At 43.1% G+C, this 11,676-nt stretch carries 12 protein-coding genes and 2 tRNA genes; 5 read left to right on the top strand and 9 right to left on the bottom strand.

The window, feature by feature from the left end:
- Positions 1–63 precede the first annotated feature (63 nt).
- The 3 genes from FYJ75_RS08075 to murI all read right to left on the bottom strand — a co-directional run bounded on the left by FYJ75_RS08075 (position 64) and on the right by murI (position 3,098).
- On the bottom strand, positions 64–630 hold the full coding sequence (locus tag FYJ75_RS08075; RefSeq protein WP_154429951.1) for a glycerol-3-phosphate responsive antiterminator: 567 nt from the start codon (positions 628–630) through the stop codon (positions 64–66).
- Between the two features lie 31 nt (positions 631–661).
- On the bottom strand, positions 662–1,855 hold the full coding sequence (locus FYJ75_RS08080; RefSeq protein ID WP_154429952.1) for a cation:proton antiporter: 1,194 nt from the start codon (positions 1,853–1,855) through the stop codon (positions 662–664).
- A 460-nt stretch (positions 1,856–2,315) separates the two neighbouring features.
- Positions 2,316–3,098, bottom strand: a complete 783-nt coding sequence (gene murI, locus FYJ75_RS08085; RefSeq protein ID WP_328596894.1) for a glutamate racemase — start codon at positions 3,096–3,098, stop codon at positions 2,316–2,318.
- A gap of 102 nt (positions 3,099–3,200) precedes the next feature.
- Here murI and FYJ75_RS14315 point away from each other — a divergent pair, with 102 nt between their 5' ends.
- The gene (locus tag FYJ75_RS14315) at positions 3,201–3,638 is read left to right on the top strand and encodes a FeoC-like transcriptional regulator (protein ID WP_195838972.1); all 438 of its coding nucleotides are present in this window, start codon (positions 3,201–3,203) and stop codon (positions 3,636–3,638) included.
- Positions 3,639–3,687: 49 nt separating this feature from the next.
- Here FYJ75_RS14315 and FYJ75_RS08095 read toward each other — a convergent pair whose 3' ends face one another.
- From FYJ75_RS08095 to FYJ75_RS08105, 3 genes are read right to left on the bottom strand one after another with little or no spacing between them, the layout of a single operon-like run.
- Positions 3,688–4,605 (bottom strand): SufB/SufD family protein, encoded by a 918-nt coding sequence (locus FYJ75_RS08095; protein WP_154429953.1) that lies wholly within the window; start codon positions 4,603–4,605, stop codon positions 3,688–3,690.
- A 12-nt stretch (positions 4,606–4,617) separates the two neighbouring features.
- Positions 4,618–5,343 carry an ABC transporter ATP-binding protein gene (locus FYJ75_RS08100; RefSeq protein ID WP_154429954.1) on the bottom strand — a complete coding sequence of 242 codons (726 nt, stop codon included), beginning with the start codon at positions 5,341–5,343 and terminating at the stop codon, positions 4,618–4,620.
- Positions 5,344–5,402: 59 nt separating this feature from the next.
- Positions 5,403–5,897 carry a DUF6106 family protein gene (locus FYJ75_RS08105; RefSeq protein WP_154429955.1) on the bottom strand — a complete coding sequence of 165 codons (495 nt, stop codon included), beginning with the start codon at positions 5,895–5,897 and terminating at the stop codon, positions 5,403–5,405.
- Positions 5,898–6,046: 149 nt separating this feature from the next.
- Between FYJ75_RS08105 and FYJ75_RS08110 the strand changes: the two genes are divergently transcribed.
- The 4 genes from FYJ75_RS08110 to FYJ75_RS08125 all read left to right on the top strand — a co-directional run bounded on the left by FYJ75_RS08110 (position 6,047) and on the right by FYJ75_RS08125 (position 9,155).
- Positions 6,047–8,158 carry an amylo-alpha-1,6-glucosidase gene (locus tag FYJ75_RS08110; protein ID WP_154429956.1) on the top strand — a complete coding sequence of 704 codons (2,112 nt, stop codon included), beginning with the start codon at positions 6,047–6,049 and terminating at the stop codon, positions 8,156–8,158.
- 71 nt (positions 8,159–8,229) lie between these two features.
- A tRNA-Phe gene (locus FYJ75_RS08115) sits at positions 8,230–8,302 on the top strand.
- Positions 8,303–8,324: 22 nt separating this feature from the next.
- Positions 8,325–8,395: transfer RNA gene (locus FYJ75_RS08120), tRNA-Gly, on the top strand.
- Positions 8,396–8,498: 103 nt separating this feature from the next.
- Positions 8,499–9,155: a hypothetical protein gene (locus tag FYJ75_RS08125; RefSeq protein ID WP_154429957.1), complete on the top strand. Its 657-nt coding sequence runs from the start codon at positions 8,499–8,501 to the stop codon at positions 9,153–9,155.
- A gap of 69 nt (positions 9,156–9,224) precedes the next feature.
- On the opposite strand, the gene FYJ75_RS08130 is transcribed toward FYJ75_RS08125, so the two are convergent.
- From FYJ75_RS08130 to FYJ75_RS08140, 3 genes are all read right to left on the bottom strand, one after another.
- Positions 9,225–9,779, bottom strand: a complete 555-nt coding sequence (locus tag FYJ75_RS08130; RefSeq protein ID WP_154429958.1) for a DUF6465 family protein — start codon at positions 9,777–9,779, stop codon at positions 9,225–9,227.
- Between the two features lie 23 nt (positions 9,780–9,802).
- Positions 9,803–10,057: an HPr family phosphocarrier protein gene (locus FYJ75_RS08135; protein WP_154429959.1), complete on the bottom strand. Its 255-nt coding sequence runs from the start codon at positions 10,055–10,057 to the stop codon at positions 9,803–9,805.
- A 154-nt stretch (positions 10,058–10,211) separates the two neighbouring features.
- Positions 10,212–11,630 (bottom strand): alanine/glycine:cation symporter family protein, encoded by a 1,419-nt coding sequence (locus tag FYJ75_RS08140; protein WP_154430005.1) that lies wholly within the window; start codon positions 11,628–11,630, stop codon positions 10,212–10,214.
- Positions 11,631–11,676: the final 46 nt, after the last annotated feature.

The following is an 11,676-nucleotide window of genomic DNA, read 5'->3' on the forward strand; positions in this document are numbered from 1 at the left end:
ATTTAAAAAGTGCCGGAATCCTTTGATTCCGGCACTTTTCCTGTCTGACTCATATTCTTTTATCTATACAAACCAGATCTTCTCATTCGTGGAAGATACACTGATCACCCCTGCATCCAGAAGTTCCATAATATCTTCTTTTTCTGAAACAAGACCTCCGGCAATGACCGGTGTGGAAGAGAGATTACAGATTCTCGCAACCACCTTCGGCATAAGTGCCGGAAGGATCTCAATCAGATCCGGCTTTGCACTTTTCAGCTGTCTTTCAATATTCTCATACGCCATGGAATCAATCACAAACAAACGCAGGATCGTATACAAAGAAAGCTCCTTTGCCCGTTTGATCAGTGCTGGCTTGGTCGTGATGATTCCATCAGCCTGTGTATATTTATGAATAAAATCGACTGCAATTTCTTTGGAACTGAGCCCCGTGATCAGATCCAGATGCACCATTGCGATCTTACCGGCGGATTTCACCTCTGCAACAATATCTGCAATCGAACAGATATCTCCATACAGAATAAAGATCACGCGGCTGTCTGACTCTTTGCATTTTGCAAGACCTTGGTCATCCTTAATCGCAGCAATAACCGGAGAATCCTCCAGCGCTTCACGAAATTCTTTCTTCATATGTTCCTCGCTTTGCTGTTATACCAGTCGATTATGCAGCCTGTACATCTTTTTTCTTATCACTCATGACAATCTTTAATAAGATTGGTGTGATCAATGTTGTAACAATAACAACGATAACAATCGGAGCAAACAGATCATCATCCAGAAGTCCTACACTGTATCCTTTCTGGGCAACAATCAGTGCAACCTCACCACGTGAGATCATTCCAACACCGACCTGAAGCGCTTCACTCCAGTTACATCCGCAGATCTTTGCACCAAGTCCGCATCCGACTACTTTGGTAAGGATTGCAATTACAATTAAGATAATCGAAAATACGATCAGACTCGGTGTAATCGAATCAATTGATACCTTAAGTCCGACACTTGCAAAGAACACCGGTGAAAAGATCAGATAAGAAGAAATCTCTGTTCTTCTCTCGATATAATGCTCTACCTTCATACTACAGAACATCAGACCTGCAAAATATGCTCCGGTAATATCTGCAATTCCAAATCCGACTTCTGAGAAGTAAGAAAGCAGGAAGCAGAAAGCTACTGCAATAATTACGGTTCTTCTCTGCTCATCATGTGTTTCGATACGGAATTTAAGCTTTCTCATAACGATTGCAAGTACAAAGAGCACTACAAAGTATAACAGGATCTTTCCAATAACAGCGAATGGACTTACTGACGGGTCCTGTAAGCTTGTTACAATGGTAAGAACAATAATTCCGAGGATATCATCGATAACGGCTGCACCAAGGATGGTTGTTCCGACTTTTCCTTTTAATTTACCAAGCTCTCTCAGTGTCTCAACTGTAATACTTACGGATGTTGCTGTAAGCACAACACCGACGAATATTGCTTTTAAAACTGCCGTATAATCGGACAGATCGGAATGGAAGAACAATGCGAAGCTTACCGCGCCTCCGATCAGTGGAACAATGACTCCGACAAGTGCAGTTACAAATGATGCTTTCGCATTCGCTTTTAAATCCTGCATGTTTGTCTCAAGACCTGCGGTAAACATCAACAGAATAACACCGATCTCCGCTGTGTATTCAATGAATGTTCCAGTCTCCCCATCAACAGGAATCCAGTTTAAAAATGATGGTCCTAAGATAACTCCGGCGATCAGTGCCCCAACGACAGCCGGCATGCTGACTTTACGTGAAAATAATCCGAGAACCTTTGTGGAAATAAGAATAATTGCCAAACAAAGTATGAATCTGTAATCCATAATTTTCCCCTCTTTCTGGTTATTATAGGTGCGTGTACAACCTATGTTTTTATCATATGAATCATACCCCATAAATCTCAATAAATCAATTCAATTTTTCACTATAAAAGATATGATTTCAGACATTTTTTTGTGTATAAATCTGACACTTTCTGGCTCCTTTTGAGCGACCAGAATTTCTAAGAATTCCACGCACTTTCCACACAAAATGAAGAGAGACTGTATAGCGGGTACTACACAGTCTCTCTTCGAGGAGTTTAGTTATGAAAATGTTTATTTAATAAAAAGGGAATAATTGTTTGAAGGTTTTCATCCCTTCAACAATGATTAGTATACTTGGAAAATGTGACAGAATTATGTCCGAATTCCAAAACATTTCTAAACTTCTCCATAAAAAATTTATACTTAATTTATAAATTACCCTGTGGTCTAAAAGCCCATACCACAGGCGGCTTCGCGGCTATTTTTGTAGTAAATAATGACACAGTTCCAGCTTCTTCGGATCATCCAGACTGCAGTGAAATTCGACCGTTCCTTTTTCCGTCCGCTCACTCAAAAGATCACATGCTGCCAGTCGTCTTTTCATCTCACGCGCTGTCCCCGGTGCACCGTCAAAAATCTGCACATCCGGTCCAAGCACTTCCTGGATCATTTCCTTTGCAAACGGATAGTGTGTGCATCCAAGAACCGCTGCATCCACTTTCTTTTCCCGAAACTCAAACAACAGTTCTGTCAGATATTTTTTCAAATCGTCACCGTGCAGATCGCCACGTTCCACAAAATCCATAAGCCCCGGACATGGAAGCGGAATAATCTCCCCCTGATCCTCGTAACGCTGCATCAGCTTTCTGAATTTTTCCTCACGGATCGTCATCGGAGTCGCCATAACAAGAACCCTCGGATGCTCTTTACAGAGAACCGCCGGTTTTACTGCCGGTTCGATTCCTACAATCGGAATCTCAGGGTATTTTTCCCTCAGCACACGTACTGCTGCACTGGTTGCTGTATTGCACGCCACAACCAGACCTTTTGCCCCGGCATCAAACAATTCCTTTGCATGTGTGCAGGTCAGGCTGCGAACCTCCTCCAGCGATTTGGTTCCATAGGGAGCATTTTTCGAATCTCCAAAAAATATAAAATTCTCATTTGGCATCACTTTGACGAGTTCGCGAAGCACGCTGATTCCACCGACTCCGGAGTCAAAGACAGCGATTGGATTCTCTCTCTTTAAAACATATGCCACGGCCAGCACTTCCTTTCTTACATTTTATAACTTACTTTTCAACCCATTATTCCTATGGTATAATAATACTACTAGAACTTATTACCCAGGGGAGGGACAACTATGAGGGAAAACGTCGGACTTTTCGATTCGGTTAAATTCTGCCAGTATTGTGGCAAACCACTTCCGGATACTTATAAACAGGATCTTTGTCCTATCTGCTATGAAAACCAGCTTTTCCAGCAGGTTAAGGAATATATCCGTGAAAACGATGTAAATGAATTTGACGTTGCATCGCATTTTCATATTCCGCTTTCCCGTGTGAAATCCTGGATCCGGGAAGGACGCATCGAATACAAGGAGAATACCATTCAGCCTGCCCTGCGCAATCTTCACTGCCAGAAATGCGGTGCCCCGATCAGCTTTGGCTCACTCTGCTCCAACTGCCTGAAGAAACAGAACCGGCACGGAACTTCCTATGTTTCACCGAAAAAATCTGGTATTCCCGAACATATGCGCTTTTTTAACTCGGAAAATACCAGAACTGACGAAGATGAATAATCCTTCAAATATCAGAGCACATCCCATAACGGGATGTGCTCTTTTTCTTTTATTTCAAAAAACCGTTGATAATCTGCTCTTCCGCCTCTGCTTCTGTAAGACCAAGTGTCATCAGTTTGATCAGCTGGTCTCCGGCGATCTTGCCGATCGCAGCCTCATGAATCAGACTTGCATCGATATTGGCAGCTGTAAGTTTCGGGCTTGCAGAAACAATTGCCTTGTCCATGATGATCGCATCACATTCACTGTGTCCTGCGCATGCACAATTTCCATTGATCGTAGAATAGAATTCCTGACGGGATTCATCTCTTGCTACCGAACGTGAGATAACGTTGGCACTGCAGCCTTCTCCGTTTAGATCCACCTCAAAATCCGTTTTGGCAAACTGTTTTCCATGCGTCATGATCTTCTCGCGGATCTCGAGTGTCGCACCGGCTGCAAGATCCCCTCTTGTGATACGGCTCGTAGAATCAATTCCCTTAATCTGGGTTGTTTCCATCTCCATATAAGAGCCTTCATCCAGATGTACGATGGTCTCCGGGTTCATGATATTCTCGCCTCTTCCATCGCCTTCTCCGTAATGTCTCTCGATGTATTTCACTTTGGAATTCCTGCCAATGTGGAACTCATGAACTCCATCATGCTTTGATGTATCCACTCCGCAGTTATGGATTCCGCATCCTGCAACAATCGTCACATCACAGTCTTCTCCAATGTAAAAATCATTGTAGACCAGATCCGAAAGTCCACTCTCCATCAATACAACCGGAATGTGAACGCTTTCATTTACCGTGCCAGGTTTGATGATAATATCGATTCCAGGCTTGTCTTCCTTGCTTACGATATCAATATTCGCAGTTGTGTTACGACTCTGGAGTTTCCCGTTTGCACGGATATTGTATGCCCCCTCCGGAATTTCATGAAGATCTGCCACCTGTGCTAATAAATTCTTCTCAATTGCATCCATTATCTGATCCTCCTACTGCTTGTCCGACAGCGTCTGGCACGTCTTTGTCGTATATAATAACTGTGGCAGGATCTCATCCTTACCACCAATCTTATCGATCTGTCCGTCTGCTATGACAATGATTTTATCCGCGATCTCAAGAATCTTTTCCTGATGTGAAATAATCAGAATCGTTCCATTGATCTCATCACGCATTTTCTCAAATACGTGGATCAGACTGTTAAAACTCCAAAGGTCGATTCCTGCCTCCGGCTCATCAAAAATGGACAGCTTTGTTCCTCTTGCAAAAATCATTGCAATCTCGATACGTTTTAACTCGCCACCGGAAAGGCTTGCATTGATCTCTCTGTCAATATATTCTCTTGCACACAGACCAACTTCGGATAAAATGTCACAGATCTCCGTAACACTCATCGTTCTGCCCGCTGCCAGTGTAATGAGGTCTTTTACGGTAAGTCCCTTAAAATGTACCGGCTGCTGGAAAGCAAAACTGATGCCTTTTCTTGCGCGTTCCGTAATTCCAAGTTCCGTAATATCTTCCCCATCCAAAAGGATCTGACCTTCGGTAGGTTTGATAATCCCTGCAATCATCTTTGCAAGTGTTGATTTACCACCACCGTTTGGTCCAGTGATTGCAACAAAATGATCATCGATCGTCAGATTAATATTCTTCAGAATCTCTTTATTCTCTGCTTTCTCATCAGAGACCTCATATGAAATATTTCTTAATTCCAGCATATGTTCCTCCATGGGTTTATCTTTGGCCTCTTTCCCCTGTATTATTCATTCCGGAGAAATTAGCGGCGGATGACTTTCTGACCATATTTTACACAGATCGCATCCAGATATTTATCATCCGGCTCATATGAAATCATGCTGACACCATTCTCATCTTTCATGATAAGATTGTAATGTGGAACGTCCTTATTGCCAGATGTATAATCGATCTTTTTGACGGTATTATCCTGTTCATACTTATAAATGCTGCGATCCCCTGCCGGAGCAATCTGGATTACGTCATCCATTGTAAACACTCTTAATCTCTTTCTTCTGCTTTTATTCATAATCTTTGCAAAACGAAGTTCTCCGTCAAAAAATGAATATTCAAATTCTTTGCTGTTGCGGAACAAAAAGAAATACCATACAACAAGCAAAATCAATGCTCCTGAAAGGAAAAGCGGTGCAATCAGTGAAAACAAGGCAAACAAAATACCAATTACAAGTACAACTGCTGTCAAAATCTTCATCAGTGTGGATTTCTTACGTTCTACTAATACATAAACTTCTGTCATGTCATAAATCTCCTATCCTCTATTCGTATTGAACCATTATAACGCGTTTACAACAATTTTACCATAACATTATAGATTTTTAATAAATTATGCTTTACAATAACAGGGTGATATTTCGCTTATTTTCGGCATTACACTAGGAGGTATTTATGCGTTATCATTTTTCCAATGAACAATTATCTGATTTTCAATCAAACATAAAAAAAGAATGGGTGATGACCAACGGACTGGGAGGCTATTGCGGCACTTCCGTTCTTGGTGCACTTGGCCGTACCCATCAGGGATATCTGATTGCGAGCCTTCACCCTCCGGTAGAACGATATGTCGTTTTTTCCAAGACTGCAGAATCCGTGTTTCAGGACAATATCCGTTACGAACTGGAATCTGCGCAGCACGCCGGTGCTCCAATTGCAGATTCTTCCGTTGCGTCCAGCGATGTTCCGGATGCATACAAACAGGAAGATACCGTCTCTGTAGCATCTGACTTTCAGATCCGCCGCCCGGTCTATACCGAAGGACAGCGCTATCTGGAAAGCTTCGACTATGACGGTACGGTTTCTTTCTGCTATCACGCCGGAAATATTTCCATGACCAAACGTCTGGCACTGATCCACGGGCAGAATGCATGTGTCATTTCTTATGACATCCGAAACGCCGGATCCGAAGCAGTACTTACGATCACACCACATATGAATTTCCGTGAGCATAGTACTCCGGCTACCGTAGACACCCTTTCTTTTGAAACCGAAGTCCAGAAAGGATATTTTGCGCTGACGCCAACTGCAGATCCGTCTGTACAGATCCGTCTGCACTACAGCTGCGGAGAACTTCTCGCCCGCCAGCAGCTTTACGATGAAGATGTTCAGCTGCAGACAGAAGTAGAACTTGAAACACCGGGGCTGGATACTCACTATACACCTTATGACCTGCATATCTGCGTTCCAGCAGGACAGACCATGCGTGTCTCTGTAATCTGTGAAGTTGTTACAGACCAGAGTCTGTTTCCAGATGGTATTCAGGCAAATACCGCGGCCGAATATGTTGCAACGGAACGCAACCGTCTGTTAGAACTGATCGCACAATCCGGATTAAAGGATTCCTTTGCCCAGTCGCTTGTCGTCTCATCCAGCCATTTTCTCTGCAGACGCCAGTCCACCGGGCTCACTACCGTTCTTGCCGGTCTTCCATGGTTTACCGACTGGGGACGCGACACAATGATTGCTTTTACCGGACTCACCCTGGCAACACGCCGTTTTGATGAGGCACGTGAGATTCTTCTGACATTTGCAAAATACGTTCATCATGGTCTTGTTCCAAATATGTTCCCGGACGATGGACAACCACCGCTTTATAACACTGCGGATGCATCTTTGTGGTATTTTTATGCGGTACACCAATATCTTAATTACTGTGATACGCCGGAAGCATGGGAATTTATCCGTACTGATATCTACCCGGCTTTAAAACAGATCATCTCTGCTTACATGGAAGGCACCGATTTTTCCATCTACATGGATACCGATGGACTCATCCATGCCGGAAGCGGAAATGATCAGGTAACCTGGATGGATGTACGTGTCGGGGACTGGGTCGTAACCCCGCGTCACGGCAAACCGGTTGAGATCAATGCATTATGGTACAATGCATTAAAAGTCATGGAAGGACTTGCTGCCCGTTTCCATGAAGACAGCCACACTTACTGCGAGCTTGCCAAAAAGGTATGTACTTCCTTCGGCCAGAAATTCTGGAACAGCAAAGACAATTGTCTTTACGATGTAATTGACGGGGAAACGAAAGATGCCGATATCCGTCCAAACCAGATCTATGCCGTATCGCTGCCGTACACAATGCTCTCTCCGGAACAGCAGCGTGCTGTTGTAGATACTGTTTCCAGATCTCTGTATGTCGGATGCGGGCTCCGCTCGCTTTCTCCTGATAACAGGGAATATCATCCTGTGTACTGTGGTTCACTTCCAAAAAGAGATGCCGCTTATCATCAGGGAACTGCATGGGGCTATCTGCTTGGCGGATATATCACTGCATATCTGAAAGTATATGGACATACTCCGGATAGTGTAGAGAAGGCTGACCGGCTGCTTGATCCAATCCGGAAACATCTCTGGGAAGGCTGCATCGGCTCCATCTCCGAAATTTTTGACGGAGACGCGCCACATACCTGTCGCGGATGTTATGCGCAGGCATGGAGCGTCGGTGAAGTTCTCCGTTGTTATACAGAAGATATCCTTCCATATCAGGTTTAAAATTTTTTTCAAAAACTTGTTGACACAGGCACCAATTTCATGTAGAATCAATTTTGTCGCGAGCGGCAAATGCCCAGTTAGCTCAGTTGGTAGAGCAGAGGACTGAAAATCCTCGTGTCTCTGGTTCGATTCCGGAACTGGGCATTCATCAGAAATGATGATGCTTGCGGGTGTAGTTCAATGGTAGAACACCAGCCTTCCAAGCTGGATACGTGGGTTCGATTCCCATCACCCGCTCTATTTTATGGAGTATGAGAAAAGGGACTGATACAGATTTATCTGTTTCGGTTCCTTTTTTCTTTCATAACAGGACTAGAATGTGAAAGAGGAGGAGCATTCCATGGAACAAAAGACACCATTTAAAGATCTGTCCACCAAAGCCAAATTTCAATACATCTGGGATTACTACAAATTTCCAATTTTAGGTGTAGCACTTGGCATTATCGTAGTCATTTCTTTTATTGTTCATTTTGTAACTTATAAAAAACCGGTTCTTACACTGACTTTCGTTAATTGCGGAGTCGATACCAACGACAACACCATCCCCGATTCGCTGGCCCCGTTTATGTCAGAAAACGGATACGACACTTCGAAATATACGATCGATCTGAATAAAAACTTAACTCTCAATATGGACACACCAAATGCAAGCACTTCCCAGGATCTGACAACCCTGGATGTCATGATCGGTGCTCACAGCATCAGCGCAATCTTTGCGGATGCGGATACGTTTGATGCGCTTGCAGAACGTTCCTATTTTGTGGATATCTCATCTTATCTGTCAGAGGATGAACTTGCACAGTATCAGGATGATCTTGTGTATACAACTGATTCCGATACCAATAAAACCTATCCTGTCGGAGTTCACCTGACAAGCGACACCTGTTCCTGGTTAAAAGATACCCAGACTTATGATGACTGTGTTATAGGTCTGTGTTATGAAGAGGGAAACGATGATACCCAGAAACAGTTTATGCACTTTCTCCTGGAAGAATAAAAACTTTCAGACGATAAAAGACCGCGTGGCATCCACGCGGTCTTTTATGTATTCCCCTGTCATTTCCGTTTAAAAAAGATCTACTCTCCCGAAGAATTTCTCATTGATTACGTAATATGCGGAATAGTCTTCCGGTTTTACATAAATGTTTAATTTCTTGATACTGCTGATGCGGTGTCCGTCTGCAACGAACTGGGCTTTAATCTTCTCTTCCAGTTTATCCATCTCAGCCTCATTATTCTGATACTGAATGATGACTTTTGTGTTTACCTCAACTGCTTTTGCGGTTGCTTTCGCAGCTGCCTTTTTTACAGCAGTCTTTGCTGTCTTCGCCTTTTTCTCAACAGCACTTTTTGTTTCTTCTGCTTTGGTCTCTACGGCTTTTTTTGTTTCTTCTGTTTTGGCTGCAACAGCTTTCTTCGTCTCCTCTGCCTTTGTTTCGACAGCTTTCTTCGTCTCTTCTGCTTTGGCTTCAACAGCTTTTTTAGTTTCTTCCGCTTTGGCTGCAACAGCTTCAACTACAACTTTTGCATCCTCTACGGTTTTCTCTACTGCGGGAGTTATTGCTTTTACCTCTTCCTTTGCCTGTGCTTTGGTTACAGTGTTTACACGCTTCTTACGCATATCAATTCCTCCTCATTATGAAATTATTGACAAACTAAAAACTTCTCGATCGCACTTAATGCTTCTTTCTCGTCAGCTCCATCCGTTACAATGTCAATGGACATTCCTTCCGTTGGATTAAATGCCATAATACCCATAATACTTTTGGCATTGATTTTACGGTTATCACTTTCCAATGTGATATTGCTGTCAAACTGACATGCAACCTGAACAAGTTCTGCAATTGGATTATCGTGCTCTTTTGAAACATCAGATACTACAATATTTTTCTTATTCATATGTTCTCCTCTTCCTCCAGCCCTTTATCAGCATAATGCAAATATAGCTCATTTACCTTGCTTTTGCAATATCCTAACCAAATTCTTGTTAATAGTTAACGAAGGAAAAAACAAACTGAATTTATTATTGTACATTTTTACATATGCTCTGTAATCAGCTCCGGTTCTTCTTCCTTGCCGATTTTTCAGCTTCAATAACCGGCTGAAACGCATCCACATCTTTTGCAATCGAACCACTTAATACCAGTAATGTGATCAGGTTTGGAATCGCCATAAGTGCATTTGCGATATCTGAAAAGCTCCATACAATATTAAGACTTGTCGTAGCCCCAACATATACGATCAGTGAAAAAACAACACGATATATCATATTATAACGATGTGTGCCAAACAGATACTCAAATGCTTTTTCACCATGATATTCCCATCCGAGTATTGTGGAGAATGCAAACAATGCAATTCCTATGGTTACCAGCCATGCACCGACATCTCCTAACGCAGAACGGAAAGCTGCAATCGTAAGTGCCGCTCCTTTTACATATTCTCCCTTTGCATCTACCATTCCAAGTACTCCGGATGAAGCGATACACAGCCCTGTAATCGTACATACCACAATGGTATCCCAGAATGTTCCGGTCATATTAATATAACCCTGCCGAACCGGATGATCCGTTGTGGCAGCAGCCGCTGTAATTGCTGCCGATCCCATACCTGCCTCATTGGAAAACACACCACGGGCAACACCGTAATGCAGTGCATTCATCATTGCAGCTGTAATTGTTCCACAAAGACCGCCGCCAACTGCTTTTACTGAAAATGCCATGGAAAAGATCATGTATAATCCCGCCGGAAGGTTCCGGTAATTAATGATAATAACAATCAGTCCCGCAATTACATAAAATACCGCCATAAGCGGCACAACTACGGATGACACTTTCGAAATGCTCTTAATTCCACCAACAATGATCAAAAGGGCAAGAATCGTTAATACAATTCCAATGATTGCAGGCTGAAATAAAAATGTTGTATGTAATGCTTCGGAAATGGAGTTTGCCTGTGTCATATTTCCGATTCCAAATGAAGCAACTACCGCCAAAAGTGCAAAGATCCAGCCCATTGCAGCACCTAATCTTTTATTCTTATACGCTTTTTTCATCGTATACATCGGGCCTCCGGACATTTCTCCCTTCTCGTTGACTTCACGATATTTGATTGCAAGCATGCATTCACTGAACTTGGATGAAAGTCCAAATGCCGCAGAGATCCACATCCATACTAAAGCCCCCGGGCCTCCGGATACCATTGCTGTCGCAACGCCTACAATATTTCCGGTTCCGATCGTTGCAGCCAGGGCCGTCATCAGTGCAGAAAACGGTGGAATATCCCCCTCTCCCCGTACCGCATTTCTTGATTCCCTGCTGAATGTTGATGCAATTGCATAACCAAGGTTTCTCCATGTACGAAAACGGAGTCTTACCGTAAGCCAGATGCCGGTTCCGACTAAAAGTACCAGCATAACCGGTCCCCATACAAAATCATCCACTACTGTCAATACGCCGGACAGTTCATCCATAAATTTTTCCATAAGCCACCACTCCTCCTTCTTTTTCAAAAACAAA

Origin of the sequence: Roseburia porci (assembly GCF_009695765.1) — a bacterium.
In the GTDB taxonomy this organism is placed as follows: Bacteria; Bacillota; Clostridia; order Lachnospirales; family Lachnospiraceae; genus Roseburia; species Roseburia porci.

Coding starts and splice junctions, on each gene's coding strand:
- FYJ75_RS08095 (WP_154429953.1), bottom strand. CDS start 4,605: ATGGATGCAATTGAGAAGAATTTATTAGCACAGGTGGCAGATCTTCAT.
- FYJ75_RS08135 (WP_154429959.1), bottom strand. CDS start 10,057: ATGAATAAGAAAAATATTGTAGTATCTGATGTTTCAAAAGAGCACGAT.
- FYJ75_RS08075 (WP_154429951.1), bottom strand. CDS start 630: ATGAAGAAAGAATTTCGTGAAGCGCTGGAGGATTCTCCGGTTATTGCT.
- FYJ75_RS08100 (WP_154429954.1), bottom strand. CDS start 5,343: ATGCTGGAATTAAGAAATATTTCATATGAGGTCTCTGATGAGAAAGCA.
- FYJ75_RS08125 (WP_154429957.1), top strand. CDS start 8,499: ATGGAACAAAAGACACCATTTAAAGATCTGTCCACCAAAGCCAAATTT.
- FYJ75_RS08140 (WP_154430005.1), bottom strand. CDS start 11,630: ATGGATGAACTGTCCGGCGTATTGACAGTAGTGGATGATTTTGTATGG.
- FYJ75_RS08130 (WP_154429958.1), bottom strand. CDS start 9,779: ATGCGTAAGAAGCGTGTAAACACTGTAACCAAAGCACAGGCAAAGGAA.
- FYJ75_RS14315 (WP_195838972.1), top strand. CDS start 3,201: ATGAGGGAAAACGTCGGACTTTTCGATTCGGTTAAATTCTGCCAGTAT.
- FYJ75_RS08080 (WP_154429952.1), bottom strand. CDS start 1,855: ATGGATTACAGATTCATACTTTGTTTGGCAATTATTCTTATTTCCACA.
- FYJ75_RS08110 (WP_154429956.1), top strand. CDS start 6,047: ATGCGTTATCATTTTTCCAATGAACAATTATCTGATTTTCAATCAAAC.
- FYJ75_RS08105 (WP_154429955.1), bottom strand. CDS start 5,897: ATGACAGAAGTTTATGTATTAGTAGAACGTAAGAAATCCACACTGATG.